Below are 24,773 nucleotides of genomic sequence, written 5' to 3'. Positions count from 1 at the left end.
AATTGTTTGATATGATATGTAAAAACGTTGCAGGAGTGAATCGGATGTATACAATCTATTTGGTCGACGATGAAATCAACTTGAATAAAATGCTCGTCACATATTTAGAGCAGGAAGGTTACCGGGTCCGTTCGTTCGCCGACGGTGCCTCGGCACAAGCGGCGATTAAAGATGAGCCCGATTTATGGGTACTCGACATCATGTTGCCGGACCTTGACGGGTTCCAGCTATTGAAACAAATCAAGGCGACGAACGCCAACACCCCGACGATTTTTATCTCGGCACGCGATGAGGATATCGATAAGATTATCGGGCTCGAGATGGGGTCGGACGACTATATCGCCAAGCCGTTCTTGCCGCGCGAACTCGTCATCCGTGTCAAAAAGCTGATCGATCGCGTGTACGGCTCGAAGTCCAATGAGCATATCGAGTACGGCGAATACACGATTTATCCGGACAAGCGGCTCATCAAACACCAAGAGGACGATATCGATTTGACGTCGAAAGAGTTTGATTTGTTGCTCCTCTTCCTCGAGCATCCCGGTTCGGCGTTGTCGCGCGAACAGATTCTCGAGGGTGTATGGGGACACGATTACTTCGGTTCGGACCGGGTCGTCGATGACTTGGTCCGCCGTCTGCGCAAGAAGTTGCATCGACTCGAGCTCGAGACGCTCTACGGCATCGGGTATCGTCTCGTCAAACCGTGATGTTCGAGCAACTCAAGCCGAAACGGCTCATGTGGAAGATTTGGGTGCTCATCCTGCTCATCATCGTCACGCTCGCGCTCATGATTCTCCTGACGGTCCGCTCTTCGATCGCGCAATTTATCGATGAACAAGTGTACGAGACGCTGCAGGACGTCGATTATTACCTCGGCAATACGAACCAGCTCGAGAACATTCCGCAAAATCCGATCGAGTATGACCGGCGCCAACAAGAATCGCGCTCGGTCAATCAGCTCATCTTTTTGCCGAACGGTCGCATCATTTATGGTTCGGCTCCGCTCGAGTTGACGAATCGGATGTATCGGGAAGCGATTGAACAGACGAGTGAGATCGCGAAATACCAGACGACGATTGACGGAGAGGACGTCTACTATATCATCCGTCAAAACGAATACGACGGGACGCTCATTTATCAGGCGTCTTACGCCTGGGATGCGTATCGCCGTGAGCTCGTCTCGACATTGTTCTGGCGCATCTCCATCTTGATTGGGGTCATCAGTCTGTTGTCGCTCATCCCGGCGCTTTGGATGTCACGTGAGTTGACGAAACCGATCGTCGAGATGGAACGAGCCGTCGAGAAGATTTCGAATCGGCAATGGGAGACCGTGCTCCCGCTCGCAAGAGAGGATGAGCTTGGACAGTTGGCGCGCTCGATTGATGCGATGCGACTCGAACTTCAAGAGCAGGACTTGGCGCAGCAGGCGCTCCTTCAGAACATCTCGCACGATTTGAAGACGCCAATCATGGTCATCCGCGGTTATGCGCAATCGATTGGGGACGGGATTTACCCGACCGGTGATTTGAGAGGATCGGCCGAAGTGATTGACGAAGAAGCGTCGCGTCTTGAGAAAAAAGTCGTCGATTTGCTTTACGTCACAAAACTCGAATATTTTAAAGGACAGGAGATGCGGCTTGAGCCGATCAATCTCGACAAGCTGATGGAGTTGCTCGTAGCCCGTTTCAAACTGAGAGGGGACCTCGAGTGGGCGGTGACCGGGCACGCCGGAGAGATGCTCGGGGACGGCGAGCAGATTCGGGTCGCATTCGAAAACGTGCTCGACAACGCCCTTCGCTATGCGCAGTCGTCGATTCGAATCCATTTGAATCGCACCGACGCCGGTGTCGAAATTGTCATTGCAAACGACGGTCCGCCGGTCGACGAAAACCTCGACTTGTTCCATCAATTCTCTCGAGGCAAGCAAGGCAAGTTCGGGCTCGGCCTGTTCATCGTCCAACGTATCGTGACGTTGCATCACGGCGAGGTCACGTTAGGAAATACGGCGGACGGAGTGGCTGTGCATTTCCGTTTCCCGCATTCGAAAACCGTTCAAATCTCAAATTCAGACGAATGATTCTCAAAAACCAGCTGAAACGGCTGGTTTTTTTTATTGGCAATGGGGAAATCCGATTTGCGGCTTTCATAAGAACTTGATATGAATAACGTGTAAGGCACAATAAACGGTATGGAGGATGAACAGATGACGCAGTTGACGAATGACACAAGAGCTTTGATTCCGGTGTTTAACGAGTATGGGGAAGCCGAGACGCTCGTCTATCAGCCGGACGGGATTCATCGGATGAAAGGGGCACCGATGCAGTTGCTCGAGCACGCTTGTCTCTATTATGGGTCGAGCATCCAAGGGCGCATCGAGGCGGCGCGACACGTGCTCGGTCCGCACCGGAAAACACCGGTCGTCATGGATTGGCATGCCGACGCGGTCTTCTTTCCGACGATTGCGAAAGAGAGCCCGGACTGCGCATGGATCAACTTTCAGCACGTCACGGACATCAAGCCGGGGGCGAACGGCACGCGCATTCAATTTTTGACAGGCGAGTCCGTCCAAGTGAACGTGTCCGACCATACCGTCTCGCGTCAGAAGCAACGTTCCATCGAAATCTCCTACGCTTTCCAAAAACGGTTTCACGGCAGCACATTGAAACAAACGTAAGCATTGAAATCGATGTGGAACCCCTCTATGATGAAGAAGAATAGTTCATATGTGTATTTGCACATTATATGAAAGCGAGGGGTCCATATGTTTTTTCAACAAATGATTGAGCGAGGAAAACTCGTCATCGTGTTTTTACTCGTCGCAATCATCGTCGGCTTGCTCACGTTCTTCCAACTGCCGAAGCGTGAAATCCCGGAGACGAGCATCAACATCGTGCTCGTCCAGACGCCGTATCCAGGGGCGACCGCTGAAGCGGTCGAACGGAACGTCACGAGTGTGCTCGAGGACGAATTAAGGAACATCGAAGGGGTGGAGAACGTGACCTCCCTCTCGGCGTCCGAGTTCTCAAACATCACGGTCGAATACGAGGACGGCTTGAACAAGTCCGAACTTCAGGCGAACGTGCGCCAAGCCGTGTCGGATGCCCAGTCGCGTCTGCCGGATGAGGCGCTCCCGCCGACCGTGAACGATTCGGTCGGTCAACTTCCGGTCGCCTCGTACTTGTTGACGGCGGATGACCGTGAATCACTCGAGACGATTCGAGGCAACGTCGAACAGTTAGAAGAACGCCTGTCCCGCACGGCCGGCGTTACCGGCGTGACGGTTAAAGGGCTCCCGGAAACGGAGTTCGTCGTCTCGCTCGATTCGGAAGCGCTCGGGGAACGCCAACTCGCCTTCCCAGACGTGTTGACAGCCATCAATGAAGAGTACAAGACGACGCCGCTCGGACGTCAATCGACGGAAGACGGCATCTATCAGCTTGCAATCGATAGCTTGACGAACGTCAATGACATGGACCAAGTCGTCATCGGATCGTTCGAAGGCGAGCCTGTGTTGCTCGCAGACGTCGGTACGGTCGAGGAGGCACCGAAAGCGGTGACCGACTTCGTCTCGCTTGACGGGAAGCCGGCCGTCTCGTTCACGGTGACGATTGAACCAGGTCAAGACATTCCAACGCTTCAGGAACGGGTCGACGAAGTCGTCACATCGGAAGTCGGCAACCTCGACAGCGTCGAGCTCGTCACGTACTCCGATCAGGCGGAAGCGGTCGATGCGATCTTCTCCTCGCTCACGCGCGAGTTTTTGATCGCGATGATCGCGGTCATCGTCGTGACGACGATCGGCTTGACGTTCACGGGCTCGCTCATCGTCAGTTTGGCGATCCCGCTCTCGTTCTTGCTCGCGTTGATTCCCCTCCGCTTCACCGGGGTCGATTTGAACCAAATCTCGATTATCGGTGCGATTATCGCCCTCGGGATTCTTGTCGATGACGCCATCGTCGTCAACGACAATATTTTACGTCGATACCGGAAAGGGGACTCGGCGATGCTCGGGGCCGTCCGTGGGACGAAGGAAGTGTGGGGCTCGATCGTCACGTCGACGCTCGCTGTCGTCTTCGCCTTCTTGCCGCTGACGTTACTGTCGGGCGCGAACGGGAACTTCATCCGGGCGCTGCCGACCGTGCTCGCTTTATCGGTGCTCGCATCAATGGTCATCAGCTTGACGCTTGTCCCGATCGCGCAATATTGGCTGAACCGCAAGCAAGTCCGCGTCTCGAAACGCGAGCCGGGTTGGCTCGGTGGACCGCTTAACCGGTTGAGCAACTTCTATGCAGATAAATTGCTCCCGCTCGTCGCGAAACGGCCATGGACGTTCGGCCTCGTCGGCTTCGTCCTCACGACGGCGCTCTACGGCCTCATCTTGTTGACGCCGTTCGAGTTCTTCCCGGCAGCGAACCGCCCGGAAGTCGTCACGAGCGTCACGTTCCCGGTCCAGACGAACCTTGAAGAGACGGAACGTCGCTTGAGGCAGATGGAAGCCGAGTTCCGAGACGTCGACGGCGTCGTCGAGACGTCCGTCTTCGCCGGAAGTGGATTGCCGAGTCTGTTCACGGGTGGGCTAGACCAGTCAGGCGAAAACACAGGACAGATCGTCGTCCGCGTCGATAACGATCAAATTGACGCGATTCAACTGATTGACCGCTACACGACACAATTACGTGAAAACTATCCTGACGCGGAGATTTTCTTAGAAACGCAACAGCAAGGACCACCGGCTTCGGCCCCGGTCGAGTTCACGATGCGCGGTGAGACGATTGATCAGCTTGTCGAAGCCCGCGACACGGTGAAAGCCGAGCTCGAGGCGATAGAAGGTGCGCTCGTCCTCGACGACATCAAAGAGCCGTTCCAGACGCTCACGTACGAGCTCGACCGTGAAGCGATGGCATCCGCCGGTGTGACGGCGAAGACGATCAGTGATCAAATCCGTCTCGTCACAGACGGGGTGCCAATCGGAACGTTCGACGACGGCGTCGAGCAACGTGACGTCAAAATCGTCATCGATGCCGAGGCGAACCGTGAGGCGCTCGCACTAGACGACATTCTCGTCCCGGTGCAAACGGAGGCCGGTCCGCCGGTCGCCCCGCTCAGTACGTTCGTCGATGAGACGACGACCGAGCAAATTCAACAAATCCCGCGGGAGAACGGAGAACGCACCGTGACGCTTCGCATCTATCCGACCGAAGGGATGGACGAGGAAGCGTTCAGAGCGGACGTCGATCGCGTGCTTGAGGACGCGCAAGCCGGCTTGACTGACGATGGCATCTCATTCGCCCAGACCGGGTCGAGTGATACGCAAAACGAGTTCTTCCTCGAACTCGCGACGTTGTTCGTCGTCGTCTTGTTCTTGATCTTCTTGATTATCGCGTTCCAGTTCAACTCGTTGTCCTTGCCGCTACTCGTCTTGTTCACGATTTACTTGGCCATCGCTGGCGCGGTCGTCGGTCTATTCGTGACGCAGACACCGTTTAGCTTCATGGCCTCGATGGGGATGGTCTCGCTCGCCGGAATCGTCGTCCGGAATGCGGTCGTCTTGTTCGAATTCATCGAGCAGGGCATTCGCCAAGGGATGGCGGTCACGACGGCGGTATATGAGGCCGGCCGGGCTCGGATTCGTCCAATCTTGTTGACGGCGCTCACGGCGGTCGTTGCCCTGTTGCCGGTCGCCCTCGGTAGTGATCCGCTCTTCAAGCCGCTCGCGATCGGGATTGTCTCGGGAATCATGTTCTCGACGATTCTCACGCTCGTCCTCGTGCCGGCGTATTACCTGATTTTGGCGAAACGTCGCCACCGTGACAAACCGTTCACGGAATGACTTGAGACCGGCCGCCGTGCCGGTCTTTTGTCTGTCGGCTGTTTCGGCAGCGGGAGAGATGTTTTTTTGAGATGCTCTATGGGTATAATAAGAGAAGGACTTCACAATATTGGAGGGAATCAACGATGAATGATTCATACACATGGTTAAATCGCCGGACGATTCGCCCGGCTTATAGTGCGACAGGCGGACGGGCGTGGACGAGTGAGCGTGTCGTCCGTCCTGATGCGGCGCGTGGAAAGACGGTTCGTGGTGTGAAACGCGTCCGTCGCCCATACACGGACGAGCATGGCAACCGCCGCTACACGACGAGTCGTGTCGTCATCACCGATGCGGCGCGTAAAGCACGGGCGAACGGTCACGGCGAAGCGGCCGTTCAACTCGAACTGTCGGTGCCGACGCCGTATGAGCGCGTGCGTGAGATGATTCCGACGAAGAAAGTGCTCGTCCCGGTCATGGCCGGCCTCGCCGTCGCCGGTGGGATTGCCGGTGCGGTCTATGCGCTGCGGAAGAAAAAGCGAAACAAGAACAAATAAAAAAATCGCCCGGGCTGGGGCGATTTTTTTATTTGAGACGGTCGGCGAGAATTCGGTTCAATTCGGTTTCACCGAGTTCACGCATTTCGTCCTCGTTCTCTTGGTCGTACGACTCATCCGTGAAACGTCCCACGAATTCGACTTTTCCGTTCCCGAGTTCACGGAAGACGAGGTTTTTTCGGTCGTTATAAAAGACGACACGATATTCCCGTCCGTTCTCATGCATATAGTTGAACACGCCTTTAATGTGGTCCATGTTCTTTTCTTCAGGCTGATCCTCTTCTTCGTCATCCTCATCGAGCGCATCGGCGAGGACAGCCGTAGGCTCGACTTCTTCCGTTTCTTCCTCAGAGGAAACGGCTTCTTTTTTCTCTTCTTCTGTCATGACAACGACCTCCTTTGCTTACTTTCCTATCATACCCGCTTTTTGAAAAGCTGACTACTCAAAATGGTGGGAGCAGACGCGAACGACGTTAGACGAGGACATAATCAAGCGATGGAACAGCTGTCGTTTGACCGGTTCGGGCGCCTCGACCGTCTTGAGCGCCTGTTCCATGCAACCGAGCCAATGCCCGGCGTGTGTCTCCGAAATCGGGTGGTCCCGATGAATCATCGCCAAGTTTCCACCGCCACGTCGTTCCGTATACAGTTTCGGCCCGCCGAGTAGTTGAGTCAGAAACTCAAACTGATGTTGTTTTACCCGCTCTTTGTCATCCGGAAACAGCGGCAGTAAGACCGGATCGGCGTAGACGAGGTCATAAAATGCCTCGACGAGTTGTTTGACGCCGCGTTCGCCTCCAAATTGTTCATATGCACTCATCATCCATCCCCCTCATACCTTTAGTCTAATCGATTTTCATGGAGCATGGGTAAAGGAAAGGGTTAGTCTTTTTTTGCTTAGGTGAAACGGAGGTTTCGCTCTACAAACCGGGAGCGATACGTCATAATAAAGAAAAAAGGGAAGGGGTGTTCGCCTAAATGACGGTCACTTTTCATGTCGGACGTTCCGGGAGCGGAAAGAGCGAATCGATGATGCGTCACATCATCAAGGAACTCAAACGCGACCCGAGCGGACCGACCATCTATTTATTGGTACCGGACCAAATGTCATTTGAGATGGAACGGAAGATGGCGATGACGGACGGCTTGACGGGTTCGACCCGAGTGCAAGTATTATCGATGCGCCGCCTTGCGTTCTTGCTCATGCGTGACCACGGTATCTCGACCGAACAGTTTTTGGATCAGACGGGGACGCACCTGTTGTTGCGTCGCGTCGTCGAGATGAACGAGGAGCGACTGACACTGTTCCGACGGACGATGAACCAATACGGGTTTTATGAGGAGTTGAACACGCTCATCACGATGTTGAAGCGTGGGCTCGTCGATCCGGAACAATTGCTCCGCTTGAGCGAGCAAGATCCGCATCGGGCGTTAAAGTTACAAGACTTATCGATTCTATATGAAGGGTTCATGGCGATGACGGCCGGTAAGGCGCTCCATGCGGAAGACTATTTCAACGTCATGCTCGAGCTGTTACCAGAGGTTGACTTGACGGGCACGCAGTTTTACGTCGACGGGTTCAACGAGTTCTCCGAGCAAGAGCTCGCCGTCCTCGTCGCGATTGCCGAGAAAGCCCCGCTGTCGGTCTTATTGACGATTGATCCGGACACGCTTTATCGGCCGAATCCGCTCTTCGGTCCGACGCAGCGGACGCTCATGCGGTTCAAAGAACGACTGTCCGAGTCACGAATCAGCTCGACAGACGTGCCGCACGATGGCGCGAAGCGGTTCACGCATCCGAGTCTCGCCTATCTCGAGGCGACGTTCGGCCAAATGACCGCGGCACCTTATACGCGCGAAACGAACCACGTCTCGCTCGAGGCCGCCGTCGATCGGACGGTCGAGGTGGAGGCGGCTGTCCGTGAAGTGATGCGGCTCGTCCGCGAAGACGGGTACCGCTATCGAGATATCGCCTTCGTCTCGCGTTCGCTTGAAGCGTATGGGGACTTGGCATCACAGGCCCTGCAGAAAGCGGCATTGCCGTTCTTTCTCGATGAGCGGCAACCGATGCTCGACCATCCCGTGGTCGAACTGTTGAAGGCGACCGTCGACATTGCCCTCCGCGGGTATCGGGAAGAGCCGGTGTTCCGCGCGCTCAAGACGGAGCTCGTCTTACTCGACGCCGAGCATCGCCGCACGTCGGTCGATCGACTCGAGGCGTTCGTCATCGAACGCGGCATCAAGCATTACCATTGGCACGACGAGTGGCAATTGAAGCGCCGGGCTGAGGACGAAGCGAAGCTTACCGGGGAAGAACTCGATCTCGAGACCGCGCTCAACCGTTATCGCCAGACCGTCGTCGACACGTTCGACCCGCTCTTGGCTGACTTGAAGGCGGCCAAGACGATGCAGGCATACACGCATGCCATCTATCACTTCCTGGAGCGAATCGATGTCGCCGCTTGTCTATCGTATTGGCGCGACGAGGCGCTCGAGGAGGCCCGATTGCTCGAGGCCCGCGAGCATACGCAAGTATGGGACGCGGTGTTGCACTTACTTGAACAGCTCGAGGCGGCCGCGCCGGAAGAGACGCTCTCGACGGAACTGTTCTTGCAGATGATGGACACCGGACTCGATAGTCTGCGTTATGCCCTCGTGCCTCCGTCGCTCGATCAATTGACGGTGACGGATTATGTCCGGGGGCGTCTCATCGATAAGAAAGTCATCTTTTTACTCGGGGCGAACGAGGACCAAATCCCGCTCGTCGCGACGCAGTCGAAACTGTTGACCGACCACGACCTCGACTTCATGCATGAGCATGGCGTACGGGCCGGAAAAGCGACCGAGCATCTGTTTGACGATGAGACGTATTACGTCTATAAAGCGCTGACGGCACCGAGTCATCGGTTGTACGTCAGCTATGCGCTCGTCGACCGGAGCGGGAAGGCGATTCAGCCGGCTGGGTTCGTCGCCGACATCAAGACGCGCCTGTTGAATGGCGCCGTCGTCAAGACGCACTTCGCCGAGGCCGGTGAACATCGTCCGGCCGATCAACTTCGCTTCATCACGAACGTCAACCAGACGGCGGCCGTGACCGCACTCGAGTTGCAACGCCTCAGCCGACACTATCCGATTCAAGACACATGGTTCGCTGTTTATAACGAGCTACTTAAGCATCCGGAAGGACGCGCGCGCATCCGTCTGTTGACGAGCGCCTTGTTTTATCAGAACGTACCGGAGCCGCTCTCAAAAGACGTGGCCAAGTCACTTTACACGAACTCGATTCGGGCGAGCGTGTCCCGACTCGAGACGTTCCAGGCGTGCCCGTTCCGCCACTTCGCGAGTTACGGGCTTCGTCTCAGGGAGCGCCGCTTGTATCGGCTCGAGGCACCGGATATCGGGAACTTGTACCATCGAACGATCGAACACATGTCTCAAACCGTGAAGATGGACGGGAAGGAGTGGCGCGACGTCGATCAAGCCGAGTGCGTGACACTCGCCGAGTCTGCCGTCGAACTCGTCACCCCGGAGATTCAGCATGCGATTTTAATGAGCTCGAACCGCTATGGATATTTGAAGAAGAAATTGACCGACGTCGTCACGAAGACGGCCGAAGTGTTGATTGAACAGTCGAAACGAGACGGGTTCGATCCCGTAGCGTTCGAGCTCGCATTCGGCAGCGGCAACTTCCCGCCCGTCTCGTTCACGCTCAGCAACGGGGCGACGTGTGAACTCGTCGGCCGCATCGACCGGGTCGACACGGCACAGGTCCATGACCAGCTCTACGTCCGGATCGTCGACTACAAGTCGAGCAAGCGCGATATCGATTTCGCTGAGATTTATTACGGTCTCGCCATGCAGATGCTCATCTATTTGAAAGTGTTGATTGAGCAGGCCGATGCCTGGACGAAAGAGAACGTCGCACCAGCAGCGGCGCTCTATTTCCACGTCCACCGGCCGCTCGTCACACCGGGCGGGACGGAGGCTGACACGGCGCGTAAAGTGCTCGAGTCGTATCAAATGCAAGGGCTGCTCGTCGACGACCCGGAAGTGCTCGACATGATGGACCGGACGGCGAAGGCGGAAGCGAAAAAATCGATCGTCATCCCGGTCAAATATAAGAAAGACGGGACGATTGATGCGAACACGGTGAAGAAAGTCGTCACGCCGCCGCAACTCGAACAGTTGATGGACCACGCCATTGATATAGCCGAGGCGAGCACCGAGGCGATGTATGACGGCACAATCGGTGTCGAACCGTACGAGTACAAGGAGCGCCGTCCGTGCCAGACGTGTCCGTATCAGAGCGTCTGTCATTTCGATGAGGCGCTCGCCAATGAGCCGCGACAGTTGAAGAAGCTAGAGAAAGACGATGTGCTATCAAGATTAGGAGGTGACGCCGATGAAGTGGACGAATGACCAACAAGCCGCCATCGACGCGAGGGATTCACACGTGCTCGTCTCGGCAGCGGCCGGTTCCGGGAAGACGGCCGTCCTCGTCGAACGGCTCGCGAGCCGACTGCTCGATGAAAACGACGACTTGACGGCCGACCGCATGCTCGTCGTCACGTTCACGAACGCGGCAGCGGCAGAGATGAAACGGCGAATCGCCAAAGCGCTCGACGGGGCACTTCGTGATGACCCGGATAACGACTACGTCCGGCGGCAACGTCAAATGCTCAACCGGGCGCTCATCACGACGATTCACTCGTTTTGCTTAGAAGTGATTCGGGAGAACTATTATTTGCTCGACCTCGACCCGGCGTTTAAAATCGCCGAGGAACGAGATTTGGTGCTCCTTCAAGACGACGTCCTCGAAGACGTCCTTGAAGAAGAATACGGGAAACAAGACAGCGGCTTCTTCGCCCTTGTCGACGCCTATACGTCAGACCGGGGCGACAATGAGCTTGAAGAGCTCATCCTCGGATTATATCACTATGCCCGGACGCTCCCGGACCCGGAGGCGTACTTGGATGAACTCGTTTCGCTCTATCAGATGGACAGCGACCCGGACGAAGAGCCGCTCTTAATCGAGTTCGGCCGTGTGTTGTTCACCGATATCGAACGGGCGCTTCGGCAGCTCCGACGTGTCGGCATCGAGCTTCGTCTTGCCGGTTACGAGGTCCAAGCTGAGAACGTGCTCGCCGCGATTGCCCCGTTCGAACGAATCGAGGCGGAGACGTTGAAATGGAGCGAGCTCGAGACGGCGGCACGGGCCGTCAAGTTTGGCACGATGAAGTCGGTCAAACGGGTAGACGAGCATGCCATCTATCATAACGTGTTAAAACCCGCGTACGATCAGGCGAAGAAAAAATTGACGGATGCGCTCACGGAGGCGAGCGTGAGCGGGGCCGACCATCTCGAGGCCCTCGCGGCGCAACGTCCGCTCGTCGAGACGCTCGTCGGGACGGTCCGGACGTTCGCCGTCGCTTACGAGCAGGCGAAGCGCGACCGGGCGTTCGTCGACTTCAGTGACCTTGAACATTACGCCCTCGCCATCTTGCGAGAAGGGGACGCGCCGTCCTCGGTCGCTTCGCTCTATAAACAACGGTTCGTCGAGGTGCTCATCGATGAGTACCAAGATACGAACGAGATTCAGGAGACGATTATCGGTCTGGTCAGTCAAGAAGACGAACAAGTCGGCAACCTGTTCATGGTCGGCGATATCAAGCAGTCGATCTATCGCTTCCGTCACGCCGAGCCAGGCCTCTTCATCGACAAGGCGACGCGATTCAAACGAACGGAGGCGGGCCAGCGCATCGACTTGTCACAAAATTTCCGCAGCCGGGCCGAAGTGCTCCACGGCATCAACGATTTGTTCATTCAGTTGATGGACGAGGAAGTCGGAGAAATCGCATACGACGAGGCGGCCCGTCTCGTGCCAGGCCGCGACTACGAGCCGCTCGAGGCGAGTCCGGAGCTCGTGCTCGTCAACGGACAGAGCCACGAGTTGTCGAAGCAAGAACTTGAAGGGCGAGCGATCGCGACACGCATTTTAGAGCTCGTCTCAGGCGACGAACCGTTCAAAGTGACCGATGAAGAGACCGGGTTACTCCGCTCATGTGAATATCGGGATATCGTCATTCTCGTCCGATCGAAGAAAGAACGAGTCGAACAGTTGATGGATATCTTGACCCAATACAATATCCCGGCGTACACCGACTCGGACGGCGGCTACTTCCAGGCGACGGAGATTCGGATGATGTTGTCTGTCTTGAAACTGATTGACAACCCGCTCCAAGACATCCCTCTCGCTGGGGCACTCCGTTCTCCGATGTTCGGTTTCACGGACGAAGAGCTCGCCAAGATTCGCCTCGAGTCGGAGGAGTCGTTCTATGACGCTTTGAAGATGAAGGCGGACGATGAGGATGAGCTCGGCTTGAAGTGCGGTGAGGTGCTCGACCGACTCTCGATGTGGCGAACGTTCGCCCGCAACCACAGCCTGTCTGAACTGATTCAACAAGTGTTCAACGATACCGGGTTTTATGATTTTGCCGGCGGTCTGCCGGGTGGGAAAGGTCGCCAAGAGAACTTGAAGGCACTCTATGACCGAGCGCTCTCCTACGAGCGGAGCGGGTATCGGGGGCTGTATCGGTTCTTACGTGTGATGGATCGATTGCAGGATAACGGAGAGGACTTGTCGGAAGCCAGGTCGCTCGGGGAAGAAGAGAACGTCGTCCGCATCATGACGGTCCATAAATCGAAAGGGCTTGAATTCCCGGTGACAATCGTCGCCCAGCTCGGCAAGCAGTTCAACAAGCGTGATCAAATGCAACGGGTCATCTTCCATAAACGGTACGGCATCTCCTTGGATGCAATCGACGTTATCACGCGGACACGCACCGAGACGTTCGTCAAAGAGATGATTCGCCGAGACCTCGACAAGACGATGAAAGCCGAAGAGATGCGCGTCTTGTACGTCGCGTTGACCCGGGCGAAAGAAAAATTGATTTTAGTCGGCACCGTCGCCGACCCGATGAAGCAAGTGCACGATTGGCTACACGTCGAGAGTCATGGCGAGGCGTTATCGGCCGAGGCAAGACGTGACGCCAAGACGTATTTGGATTGGGTCGCGTCGGCACTTCTCAAACTCGAGGGCGCCGCCCCGTTCCTTGAACGAAACGGCCTCCCGGTCTTTCGCGGGATGCCAGAGGCGACGCGCTGGACGTACCGTATCATCGGCGAAGACGATTTGGCCGAAGTGGCCGCGCTCCAAGAGATGATGGCGCAGCTCCATCACGTCAAACAGTTCGAAGCGATCGACTTCCCCGTCAAACGTGAGCAAGAAGTGACGGAGGCGGTTCGACGGGCGTTCGCTTACACGTATCCGGCCCAGGCCGCGACGGAGACGGCCGCCAAACAGACCGTCACCGAACTGAAACGGGCGATGCAACTGGAAACGGCGGCGTTTGAAGAGACGTTCCGGGCGACGGACACGCCGTATCGGGAACCGAAGTGGAAACAGACGGACCAGACCGGTGCCGAGCGCGGGACGACGCTTCACTTGTTGTTCCAACTGCTCGACCCAAGACAACCGATTGCGCCCCAAATCGACCGGCTCGAGAATCATCAGATGCTCAGCCCGGTCGAAGCGAAGACGGCCCGGCTCGCCATGGCAGATATCGAGACGTTTTTTGACGCCCCGATCGGCCGGGCGTTGACCGAGGCGTTAGCGAAAAATCAGGCGTGGCGCGAGTTGCCGTTCACGTATGCCGTGCCGGCCGAGCGCGTCAATCCAGACGGTGCGTTCACGGACGAACGGGTGCTCATCCAAGGGATTATCGACTGCCTCTTCTTTGACGGCGAGACGTATGTGCTTCTCGACTATAAATCCGACTCGGTGCTCTACTTGACGGACTCGGATGAGGCGGCGAGACAGATGTTGCGCGAACGCTATACGGTTCAACTCTCGCTTTATCGCGAGGCCATCGAATCGATTTGGGGAATTACGGTTGGGCAGACGGTCATTTACTCGCTCGATTTACAAGACGTTGTTTCAATATAATATAGACGGGAATTGTTTTCAGGTGTACGGTTATAAACCGTGCACCTTTTGTTTTGTGATTATGAAATAAATCCGGTAAAATAATGAAATGGAATGAAAATGGAGGAATCGTCATGGTAAAAATCCTACTCGCAGAAGATGAAGAAGTATTACGCATGCTCGTTTTAGATACGTTAGAAGATGAAGGCTACGACATCGATGAGGCACCAGACGGCCTCGAAGCATACCGTTTGATTGAACAGAATGAATACGATCTCGTTATCGTTGACCATATGATGCCCGGCATGACCGGCCTAGAAGTCATCGAGAAGGTCCGAAAATTACCGGGACGTCAACATACGAAAGTGATGATGTTGACGGCGAAGAGTCAACAATCTGACCGTGATTGCGCGAACGAGATTGGTGTCGACTACTTCATCTCGAAACCGTTCAGTCCGCTCGAACTCGTCAAAATTATAGGAGGCATCGTGAATTGAACAGATGGTTTAAGCAAAAGCTCGGCCGTGACATCATGGTCGTCCTCTATACATTTTTAGCGGTTGCTTTAATTGGGTCTGGCATCGCTTACTGGTACGTCGAGAATCGTCTCGAAGCGAACGAGGCGCGCCTTCGTGAGGTCGACGAGCGCATCAGCCGATTGAACACGCTTTGGGACGAGTGGCAAGGGGCGCAGTACGATTCGCGCGGCTATTTGTTGTTCGGCGATACGGCGGCGCTCGATCGGGCCCGCTCGAAAGAAGATGAGTTCCAACAAGAAATCAATTGGTTCAAGAGCGTCGTCCAGACGCGGCAAGGCGAGATTTTTGCGGACGACCTGCAAAATTTCCATGACTTTTATTTTGATGTGATTTTACCGGTCACGCTCGAATACGGGGAGGCGCGGAGCGAAGGTGAGGTCATCGAGACGTTCATCGACCCGGAGACGGTCGCGTCGCTCCCGACGGCCCAGCGCTTGATTGAGCAAGGTGTCGTCCAGTTCAGTCCGGAGCGCGGCATCGACACGCTCGGTCCGATTCAACAAATCGAGACGTCGCTCACGGACTACAGAGGGCTCATGGGCAGCGAAAAAGAGAAAGTATATACCGAATGGCGGCAAAACAATAACATTTTGCAGTTCTTATGGATTGCAAGCATCGTGTCGTTCGCCATCCTGATCCTTTTGTTCGTCCAACCGTTCTTGCGTCGCCAGTCGCGTCTAATTTCACGCCTCTCGGTCGCATCGGACCGCCTCTTGAAGGGTGAGATCGTCGATTTGAGCGATCAGATGGTCCGCGAAGACGAAATCGGGACGATGTCTCGCTCGTTCAACAAGATGGCCGAGACGCTTCGTGACAATGAGCGCCACTTGATTGAGAAGAATCACGAGCTTCAGGCGCAACAAGAAGAACTGATTGCCCAGCAAGAAGAGTTGCAAGCGCAACAACAAGAACTCGAAGAGATTCTCGAGCAGACGCAACAGAACGAGCAACATTTGGCGTACCGGAACGAGTTGACGGAGACGCTCGCAGCCCGCGACTCGTTGACGGCGTACCCAGAGATTATCGAGAAACTCGTCGCGATCACGGACTCGGAAGTCGGGGCACTCGTCTTCGTCGATGAGGCCGGCTCGTATTCAGTGACGAGCAACGGCCTAAACGAGACGCTCACGCGTCAGCTGCTTGAAAGTGAGAACTCGGTCCTCACCCGGGCGATGACGCTCCGGACGACGGTCCATTCGTCGAAACAAGTCGCAAGTGACCATCCGCTCCCGTATCCGTACTATATGTACGAGACGGCGGTCCCGGTCCACGACCCGACCGACGATACGATTATCGCGTTCATCTATCTCGTCCGCTATAAGGACCGTTTCACCCAGACGCAGATGGGCGACATCATGTCGTTCGCGCGTCAGCTGTCGCTCTCGCTTCTCCGGATGCGTCTCTTCGAAGAGATGACCCGTGAGAAAGGGAAGACCGAGCGGATTCTCGATTCGATTCGCGAAGCCGTCATTTACGTCGAGCACGCGACCGACGACGTCTTCGTCAACCGTCCGCTCTATGAAATGTTCCCGGAACTCGACGAGATCACATCGAACGAACTCGCCGAGCTGTCTTGGAACGAGTGGCGCGAGACGATTTCGACGACGGTCGACCAAGAAGACGATTTCCTGAAATATACGGAACGACTTTTCACTGACGACTTCCCGCATGACAGCGTCAGCTTCTCGATCCGTAAAGGCGAGATGAACCTACAGATGTACGCCGAACGGATCATCGTCGGCGGCATCTCGAAAGGGACGCTCCTCGTCTTCCGTGACATCACGAGCGAGACGGAGGCCGAACGGTTGAAGAGCGAGTTCATCTCGACGATCTCGCACGAGTTGCGCACGCCGCTCTCTTCGATTTATGGGTTCACCGAGCTCATGGTCAAGAAACAGCTGCCAAACGAGAAACAGGCGAAGTATTTGGAGACGATTCATGCCGAGACGGAGCGCCTGACGCATCTCGTCAACGATTTCCTCGACGTGCAGCGGATGGAAGCGGGCAGTCAAATGTATGACCGCGAACAACTCGACGTCGAGCCGGTCATCCGCGACATGATGACGTTCTATGAGGCCTCATCGTTGAAGCACCAGTTCGAGCTCATCACATCCGACGACCGTCCGTATGAGCTGTATGCCGACTGTCAGAAGTTTAAGCAGCTGATGAGTAATTTGCTGTCGAATGCAGTGAAATATTCACCGCACGGCGGTAAAATCACGGTCGAATTGGCCCACCACGACCAGTCCGTGTCGATTAAAGTGAAGGACGAAGGGATCGGAATCCCGAGCGAAGCGCTCGACCGCCTCTTCGACAAGTTCTATCGCGTCGACAACTCGGACAGCCGTGAGATTGGCGGTACGGGTCTTGGACTCCCGATTTGTCAGGAAATCGTCCGAGGCCATGCCGGTCAAATCCATGTCGAGTCCGTGCAGCATCAAGGGTCGACGTTCACCGTCGTCATCCCGAGCTATGAGCATGCTGTTCGCGAAGAGACACCGACGACCGTATAAAGGAAAGAGGGGTGCCCGAAGCCGGGTGTCCCTCTCTTTTTTTTGCTCTCGCTTGACCGGTCATAGGTTTATTCGTGTACAATAAGGATTGTATATGATGAAAAGGGGGATAAATGAATGCCATTGACTGCATTCCTGCATACGCACGTGACAAGCTGGATTTTACTCCTCGTCTTGTTTGCCGTCGCGTACGTCGGCTACAAGAACGGGAACAAGAGCGGCAAAATCGCGCATATGGCGTTTCGCCTCATGCTTCTCGTCGCGTTCGGGACGGGACTTTATTTGTACTTACAATTGAACAGCGGCGGGATGTTCTACCACGTGAAAATCACGGTCGGACTCTTGACGCTCATCTTCGGCGAGATGGCGCTCATCCGCATGAAGAAACAAAAGCCGGCCAGCGCCATGCTTGGCGGTTTCGCTGTCTTGTCGCTCGTGACAATCTTCATCGGTTACGCGCTTCCGTACGGCCAATCGTTTTTCAGCAACTTCATTTGAGCCGGATCCCACTTCACACATTGAAGTGGGATTTTTTTGTTTGTCCTCAAATTATTAGGGGAAAATACAAAAATCAGTGATAACGATGATGAGGTGAAACGATGGATCAACAGATGAATGAATGGTCGCGCGTGCTTCATGCGCGGAGATGGATGAAACAAACCGAGTCGTTCCTGCCGTTATGGCATGGCTATATTGGTTATAAGTACGGTTTATTTGATGCGCTCCAAGGCGGGGCCAGCTACGCGGAAATGACGCTTCGATTGAAGCGGCCGCTGACGAAACTCGCGCTCGAGCGCTGGCTTGATGTCGGTGTCGCCGTTCGACACTTGAAAAAGCGAGGATGGCGCTACTATCCAACGCGTAGCTTGAAGTATCAATTATCGCATGAAGATGAGCGTAGTATCGGCTTCATGTTGCAAGAGATGATGGAACTTCACATTCCGGCGCTCATCGCCTATCCGGAGTTTTTAGAGTCGGGGAAACAGAAGACGTTCGACGGGGCCACGCACGGCCAAGTCGTCGCCCAGACGTCGACGCTCGTCGAGACGGTCGCCTTCCCGATCGTGCAGCAACTCTTGCGTCAGGCAGACGTCAAGACGATGCTCGACATCGGTTGCGGCCACGGTGGCTATTTGCGTAAACTGCATGACCTCGAGCCGGACTGGAAATTGACGGGGATCGATTTGCAGGAAGACGTCATCGAAGAGGCACGGGAGAAAGATGAGACGGGTGAGATTCGTTACGAAGTGGCCGACTTCATGGAATGGGACCATGATGAACGGTTCGATGCCGTCATGATGAACAACATGCTCTATTACTTCTCGCCGGACGAACGGACGAAGCTACTCGGACGCATGCTCGAGAATCTAGATGAGCGTGGCGTCGCCGTCCTCGTCACGCCGCTCGCGGAGACCCCGCTCGGCGCACGCTTCGCCTCGGCGTTCAACGCGTTCATGACGCTCCACGATAATTTATATCCACTTCCTACGATTCGCGCCCTCCGTCGTCAAATGGAACAAAGCGGCTTCGGGAACGTCCGCTTCATCCCGTTCATCCCAGAAGGGTCTTGGTATATCGTCATCGCCGAACGTGGCGACTGACATGGACTACACACGGCGAGCCGATTCAGATTTGAACTTGTCTCGACTCGTTTCTATAATGGAGTAGAAGCATAAGAGACTATTCACATAGGGAGTTGTTCAACGTGTCGGAAAAAAGAGTTGCAGTCATCGGTGCCGGACCAGGAGGGCTCGCCGCAGCCATGATTTTGGCGAGCCGTGGCGTCTCTGTCACCGTGTTCGAGAAACAGCCGTTCGTCGGTGGACGGACGTCACGTCTACAAGTCGGGGAGTTCGCGTTCGATCGTGGCCCGACTTTTTTGAATATGCCATATATTCTAGAAGAGATTTTTGAAGAGACGGGACGGAACTTGCACGATTACGTCGAGATGAAACGGCTCGAGCCGATGTACGATTTATACTTCGACCGTGGCCGTCGCGTCTTGTCGATGACGACGGACCGTGACGAGATGTTCGAGGCGATTGAGGCACAGTTCCCGGGCAACGGGGAAGGGTATGAGCGATTCATGTCGGAGCAAGCGATCAAGCTGTCGAAGCTGATGCCGGTGCTTCAGACGGCGCACGACAGTTTGACCGATTACGTGTCGCTTCGTGTCTTGAAGGCGTTGCCGTTCCTCTCGATCGGTAAATCGCTCTATGACGTGTTATCGGAATACTTCACGAGCGAAGAGCTGAAATATGCGTTCACATTCCAAGCGAAATATCTCGGCATGTCGGCTTGGGAATGTCCGGGCGGATTCTCGATTTTGTCCTATATGGAACACGCATACGGCGTCCATCATCCGATTGGCGGCGTGAACCAGTTATGTACGGCGATGGCGCGCGTCATCGAGGAAGAAGGCGGGTCGATTCGTCTCGGTGAAGGGGTCGACCGGTTGTTGCTCGATGGGAAGAGTGTGAACGGGCTCGTCGCGAACAACGTCCACTACTCGTTTGATGAAGTGATTATCGGGGCCGACTTCGCCCACGCGATGACATCGCTCGTCCCGAACGGCACGTTATCGCGTTGGAGCCCCGAGCAGTTGCAGAAGAAACGCTACTCGTGCTCAACGTTCATGCTCTATCTCGGGCTCGACCGCTTGTATGACGTCGGCCACCATACGATTCATTTCGCTGACGATTACGAGCAAAACGTCAAAGAGATGACGAAAGACTTGAAGTTGAGCGACGACTTCTCGTTCTACGTGCAAAACGCCTCGAAGATCGACCCGACGCTCGCGCCAGCCGGCAAGTCCTCACTCTACGTGCTCGTCCCGGTACCGAACAACTTATCGAATTTGCCGTGGGAGACGCTCGAGCCGAAGATGACCGAACGAGTCCTCGACGCGCTCGAGACGCGTTCCCCGTATAAAGACATCCGGGACCACATCGAAGTGAAACAAGCGCTCACCCCGAAAGACTGGGAGGCGTTCGGCGTCTATGAAGGGGCGACGTTCAATCTGGGCCATAACTTGTCACAGATGATGTACTTCCGTCCGCACAACCAGTTTGAAGAACTCGACCACGTCTGGCTCGTCGGCGGCGGCACCCATCCGGGCAGCGGACTGCCGACCATCTTCGAATCGGCTCGCATCACGACGAACTTGCTTCGCGACCGGGCAGGTGTCGGCCAATGAACATCGGATTCGTCGGGGCCGGAATCGGCTCTTTGTATGCGGCGCTCTTATTGACGCATAAATACCCATCGTTGCAGGTCACGATTTATGAGAAGGAAGCGCGCGTCGGTGGACGTCTCAACTATGTCGAGTTCGACAACGGCGCCCGTGTCGATGAAGGCCCGACGATCGTGTTGTTGCCGTCGAAACTGAAACAGCAATTGAAACAGGCGGGTCTTCCCGAGACGGAAGTTGAGCTGCTCGAAATCGACCCGCTCTATCGCCTCCGTTATGAAGACGGGACGGCGTTCTACAAGTACCGCGACATCGAGCGGCAAGCGGAAGAAGTGGAGCGCATGTTCGGGGAAGGGGATGCTTTCCGCGGGTATATGACCCAAAAGCGCGACGAGTATCAAATCGGCTTTGAGTCGTTCTTAGACCGTGGCTATAAAGCAAAGTCGGATTTGTTCGAACCGAAGCTGTTGCTCCTCCTCATGCGCCTGAAGGCGTATGAGACGGCACATGAGAACATGAAACGATTCTTCAAAGACGAGCGTCTGCGCGTCGCCTATAGTCTGCAGACGCTCTATATCGGCGGTAACCCGTATGCGACGCCGTCGCTTTACGGTCTCATCCCATACCGTGAGCAAGAAGAAGGGGTCTGGTACGTCAAAGGAGGATATTTCTCACTCGCGACGAAACTAGAACAAGAGCTGAGACGTCGCGGTGTTCAGTTCAACCTGAACGCGCGTGTCGAACGTGTTCGTGTCGAGAACGGACGGGCGAACGCCGTCGTCGTCGACGGCGTCACCCATCCGCACGATGCGGTCGTCGTGAACGGGGACTTCCCGCTCATGGAGCGACTCATCGATGGCGTCAAACCGAAAGCATACGAGCCATCGAGCGCGACGCTTCTCTTGTACTTCACCGTCAACGGTGAGATTGAGTTGCCGGTGCATCAGTTTGACTTGCCGAACGATTTTGCCGGATCGATGCGAACCATCTTTGAAGATGGTAAACTGAGCGAGTACCCGGCGATGTACACGTTCAATCCGTCCCGGGTCGACCGAACGCTCGCACCCGAAGGCACAAGTGTGCTCTACGTCCTCGTACCGGTGCCGCGAAAGCTCGAGCGCTCTGATTTAGAGGCGAACGGGACGATCGATCACCTCGTCGGTCGGCTTGAGACGCTTGTACCGGGCTTCAGTGAGCGTGTCACCGAGATGAAACTTCGGACGCCGATGGACGCGGAGCGATTCGGTCTCTTTGAAGGCGGCAGCTTCGGCATCGCGCCGAAACTCTCACAGTCGGCGGCGTTCAAACCGCAAGCCCGACCATATGCGCACATCGAACGGCTCTTCGCCGTCGGCGCCTCGGTACACCCGTGCGGTGGTGTCCCGATCGTGATGATTGGGTCCGAACTACTCGTGAAAAGAATGGAAGAAGAAATGGAGGCATTCTATGACGACACAAGAAGCGTATCGTCAATGTGAGGAAATCATGAAGAAAGGCTCGTTGACGTTTTATCGGGCCTTCTCTTTGCTCTCCAAGCCGGACCGTCAGGCGGTCGCGGCCGTCTATACGTTTTGCCGTCTGCTCGACGACGCCGTCGACGAATCCGACCGACCGGAAGCGAGCCTGACGGAGTTTTTGCATGACTTTAATCGCTTTTTGGCGAACGAAGACGTCGAAGGGGCTCTTTGGGTCGCGCTCCGTGATGTGTGGGGCCGTTATGACATGGACGTCGCGCCCTTCTTCGAGTTGGCCGAAGGGATGAAATGGGATTTACATAAGTCACGGTACGCGACGCTCGAGGAGACGGAACAATACAGCTATTATGCGGCTAGCACGGTCGGCTTAATGCTGTTGCCGATTCTCGTACCAGAGCCGGACGCGACCGAGAAGGCGAGCCTGAAGCAAGGCGCAATCGATCTCGGCATCGCCATGCAGTTGACGAACATCTTGCGTGACGTCGGCGAAGACTTGAGCAGGGACCGGATTTATCTCCCGCAAACGCTACTCGCTGAGTTCGGCGTCTCGGAGGCGGACTTGTTCGCCCGGAAAGTGACACCTGCGTTCATGGATGTCTGGGAGACGCTCGCCCGTCGAGCTGAATTCTTATATACCCGGGCGAGGGAAACACATCACCTCTACCCACCGGCGAGCCGGAAACCGGTACAGGCGGCAGCGCTCCTCTATGAAGGCATCTTAGACGCGGCAAGGGGGAACGCGTATGACGTGTTTACCAAGCGCGCGTACGTCTCGACGTTGCAAAAAGGAAAACTATTGGCACGACTGTGAGCGACCGCATAGGCGGCCGCTTTTTTTGCGCACAAAAAAACCACTTTTGGCGGGGGACCAAAAGTGGCGTAAGCGTTATGTGACCCGTCCGTCGGGGAAACGAACGAATCGGCTTGTGATGAACACCTAAAGATGTGCCTCGTCTCATGGGGAATGAAACGATGGGGCATCTTCGCTGAAACAGGATGCTTGATGGACTAAGGGGGAACATCAGATGCATGCTGATCCAGCTACGGCATACGAGTGGGGAAACTCGCTCATCATTTTTTTCTCGGGTGTGACAAGTTCAAAACGCGATTGGCTCGGGGAAGCCATTCGATCGCTACAGGTGTAACAAACGTTACAATACTGCTTGAACTCGAATATGATATTATCACGTCTCAGACTTGTCGACAAGTGTCGAATCTTCTGTTCACAAAATGTTCAAATTGTCAGAGGTATGTCCTCTAACATCGAGCGGGCGGCGAGTTGTCCTGAAAGCGTGACCATCGGGCTCCCCCCGCCCGGATGGGTCGACCCGCCCGCGAACCAGATGTTCGAGACGTCTTCGGACCGGGCTGACGGGCGGAAGAAGGCGCCTTTCTTCGAGTTGGCGGACGTGCCGTAAAGCGCTCCGTAATAAGCGTAGAAGTCTCGGGTCAAGTCATGCGGGGTGACGCGATGATGATAGACGACGTCCGCGTCGTCCCACTCGACGCCGAACTTACGGAGGCGGCGACGGATGAGGTGTTCATACGTCTCGGCATCGATATCGGTCAAGTGGGCCGGGGCGTTGACGAGGATGAACAAGTTGTCCCCGGCTTCACCCATCGATGGGTCCGTATGGGACGAGTTCGAGATGTAAATCGTCGGCTCGTCCGCATAGCGCTCTTCCTCGAACAAGGCACGGAACTCGGCCTCATAGTCGTCAGAGAAGTAGACGTTATGATGGGCAAGATTCAATCGTTTGTTCAATCCGACCATGACGACGAATGCCGAGACGGACGGTTCGACCGTATCACGTGTCGGGACCGGGAACGACGGGCGATGGATCGCATCGACGAGACGCGGGTACTGCGTGAGCAACTCGCCGTTCAATAAGACGGCGTCGCACGATAACACGTCCTCCTCGTCGATGACGACGGCATGGGCTTTGCCGTTCATCACTTCAATCTTCGTCACTTCTTGACCGAGCTTGAACTCGACGCCGAGTTCACTGGCCCGTTTGGCGAAGCCTTTGGCGATCGTCCAGTTTCCGCCTTTGGCGTAATACACCCCGTCATTCAATTCGAGGTGTGAGATGAGCGCGAACGTGCCCGGTGTGACGTAAGGGCTGCTGCCGATATATGTCGCGTAGCGGTCGAGCGCTTGAATGATGCGCGGGTCTTTGAAGTACTTCTTATGGAGCGCGTGCAGGCTCGTGAGCGGATGGACTTTCATCATATCGCTCCACAATCCGGTGTCCATTTTCGTCTCCATCCGGGTGAAGAAGCGCTTGTTCGCGATCTCGAACAGTTTCTCCGCCTCGTCCAAATAGTCGGCGAGTTGGTTTTGGTCGGCCTTGCCGCCCGTCAAGCGTCGGACTTCCTCTTCCATCTGCTCGCGTCCGGACCGGAACGTGAACGTCGAGCCGTCGGTGAAGTAGTTGACCGTATGCAAATCGAGTTTGACGAGCTCGAAGTAATCTTCCGGGTTCGCCCCACTGTTACGGATGACGGAACGGAACACGTCCGGCATGGTGATCGTGTTCGGACCGAAGTCAAAGCGATGGCCGTCGGTGATGACGGGCATGAGCTTGCCGCCGACGTGCTCGTTTTTCTCGATGACGGTGACGTCGTAACCGCGTGAGGCGAGGGTGACAGCGGCGCTCAAGCCGCCGAGACCGGCCCCGATGATGGCAATTTGTTTCATGGCGA

At 55.6% G+C, this 24,773-nt stretch carries 17 protein-coding genes; 14 read left to right on the top strand and 3 right to left on the bottom strand.

Features of this window, described 5'->3' with window-relative positions:
• Positions 1-44 precede the first annotated feature (44 nt).
• The 5 genes from KB235_RS12985 to KB235_RS12965 all read left to right on the top strand — a co-directional run bounded on the left by KB235_RS12985 (position 45) and on the right by KB235_RS12965 (position 6,366).
• Positions 45-707 carry a response regulator transcription factor gene (locus KB235_RS12985; protein ID WP_034807448.1) on the top strand — a complete coding sequence of 221 codons (663 nt, stop codon included), beginning with the start codon at positions 45-47 and terminating at the stop codon, positions 705-707.
• Entirely contained in the window at positions 707-2,077 is a 1,371-nt protein-coding gene (locus tag KB235_RS12980; RefSeq protein ID WP_211779863.1) for a HAMP domain-containing sensor histidine kinase, read from the top strand. Before KB235_RS12985 ends, KB235_RS12980 begins: the two co-directional genes overlap by 1 nt.
• Before the next feature lie 126 nt (positions 2,078-2,203).
• Positions 2,204-2,674, top strand: coding sequence for a competence protein ComK (locus tag KB235_RS12975; RefSeq protein WP_034807445.1), 471 nt, complete (start codon positions 2,204-2,206; stop codon positions 2,672-2,674).
• An 87-nt stretch (positions 2,675-2,761) separates the two neighbouring features.
• Entirely contained in the window at positions 2,762-5,830 is a 3,069-nt protein-coding gene (locus tag KB235_RS12970) for an efflux RND transporter permease subunit (protein ID WP_211779862.1), read from the top strand.
• Positions 5,831-5,955: 125 nt separating this feature from the next.
• Complete coding sequence (locus KB235_RS12965) at positions 5,956-6,366, top strand: hypothetical protein (protein WP_034807440.1); 411 nt, start codon at positions 5,956-5,958, stop codon at positions 6,364-6,366.
• A 28-nt stretch (positions 6,367-6,394) separates the two neighbouring features.
• Here the strand turns inward: KB235_RS12965 and KB235_RS12960 are convergent, their stop codons facing one another.
• Both KB235_RS12960 and KB235_RS12955 read right to left on the bottom strand, forming a co-directional pair.
• The gene (locus KB235_RS12960) at positions 6,395-6,751 is read right to left on the bottom strand and encodes a hypothetical protein (RefSeq protein WP_034817759.1); all 357 of its coding nucleotides are present in this window, start codon (positions 6,749-6,751) and stop codon (positions 6,395-6,397) included.
• Positions 6,752-6,805: 54 nt separating this feature from the next.
• Complete coding sequence (locus tag KB235_RS12955; protein WP_051622642.1) at positions 6,806-7,186, bottom strand: truncated hemoglobin; 381 nt, start codon at positions 7,184-7,186, stop codon at positions 6,806-6,808.
• Between the two features lie 158 nt (positions 7,187-7,344).
• Between KB235_RS12955 and addB the strand changes: the two genes are divergently transcribed.
• From addB to KB235_RS12910, 9 genes are all read left to right on the top strand, one after another.
• Positions 7,345-10,785, top strand: a complete 3,441-nt coding sequence (gene addB / locus KB235_RS12950) for a helicase-exonuclease AddAB subunit AddB (protein ID WP_211779861.1) — start codon at positions 7,345-7,347, stop codon at positions 10,783-10,785.
• Positions 10,769-14,371, top strand: coding sequence for a helicase-exonuclease AddAB subunit AddA (gene addA / locus KB235_RS12945; RefSeq protein WP_211779860.1), 3,603 nt, complete (start codon positions 10,769-10,771; stop codon positions 14,369-14,371). The genes addB and addA overlap by 17 nt, the downstream gene beginning before the upstream one ends.
• A gap of 113 nt (positions 14,372-14,484) precedes the next feature.
• Positions 14,485-14,847, top strand: coding sequence for a response regulator (locus KB235_RS12940; protein WP_021066686.1), 363 nt, complete (start codon positions 14,485-14,487; stop codon positions 14,845-14,847).
• Positions 14,844-17,402: a sensor histidine kinase gene (locus KB235_RS12935; RefSeq protein WP_211779859.1), complete on the top strand. Its 2,559-nt coding sequence runs from the start codon at positions 14,844-14,846 to the stop codon at positions 17,400-17,402. Before KB235_RS12940 ends, KB235_RS12935 begins: the two co-directional genes overlap by 4 nt.
• 117 nt (positions 17,403-17,519) lie before the next feature.
• Positions 17,520-17,900: a YisL family protein gene (locus tag KB235_RS12930; RefSeq protein ID WP_034807197.1), complete on the top strand. Its 381-nt coding sequence runs from the start codon at positions 17,520-17,522 to the stop codon at positions 17,898-17,900.
• Between the two features lie 101 nt (positions 17,901-18,001).
• Positions 18,002-19,003, top strand: a complete 1,002-nt coding sequence (locus tag KB235_RS12925; RefSeq protein ID WP_211779858.1) for a class I SAM-dependent methyltransferase — start codon at positions 18,002-18,004, stop codon at positions 19,001-19,003.
• A gap of 71 nt (positions 19,004-19,074) precedes the next feature.
• Complete coding sequence (locus KB235_RS12920; RefSeq protein ID WP_152545886.1) at positions 19,075-20,598, top strand: phytoene desaturase family protein; 1,524 nt, start codon at positions 19,075-19,077, stop codon at positions 20,596-20,598.
• On the top strand, positions 20,595-22,070 hold the full coding sequence (locus tag KB235_RS12915) for a phytoene desaturase family protein (protein ID WP_034807203.1): 1,476 nt from the start codon (positions 20,595-20,597) through the stop codon (positions 22,068-22,070). The genes KB235_RS12920 and KB235_RS12915 overlap by 4 nt, the downstream gene beginning before the upstream one ends.
• Positions 22,039-22,878 (top strand): phytoene/squalene synthase family protein, encoded by an 840-nt coding sequence (locus KB235_RS12910; RefSeq protein WP_211779857.1) that lies wholly within the window; start codon positions 22,039-22,041, stop codon positions 22,876-22,878. The genes KB235_RS12915 and KB235_RS12910 overlap by 32 nt, the downstream gene beginning before the upstream one ends.
• Positions 22,879-23,301: 423 nt before the next feature.
• Here the strand turns inward: KB235_RS12910 and KB235_RS12905 are convergent, their stop codons facing one another.
• Complete coding sequence (locus KB235_RS12905; protein ID WP_211779856.1) at positions 23,302-24,768, bottom strand: phytoene desaturase family protein; 1,467 nt, start codon at positions 24,766-24,768, stop codon at positions 23,302-23,304.
• Between the last annotated feature and the right edge of the window lie 5 nt (positions 24,769-24,773).

The organism is Exiguobacterium alkaliphilum (genome assembly GCF_018138125.1).
Taxonomy (GTDB): Bacteria; Bacillota; Bacilli; order Exiguobacteriales; family Exiguobacteriaceae; genus Exiguobacterium; species Exiguobacterium alkaliphilum.
Note: the sequence above shows the minus strand (reverse complement) of the source record. Positions and strands in the feature narration are given on the sequence as shown.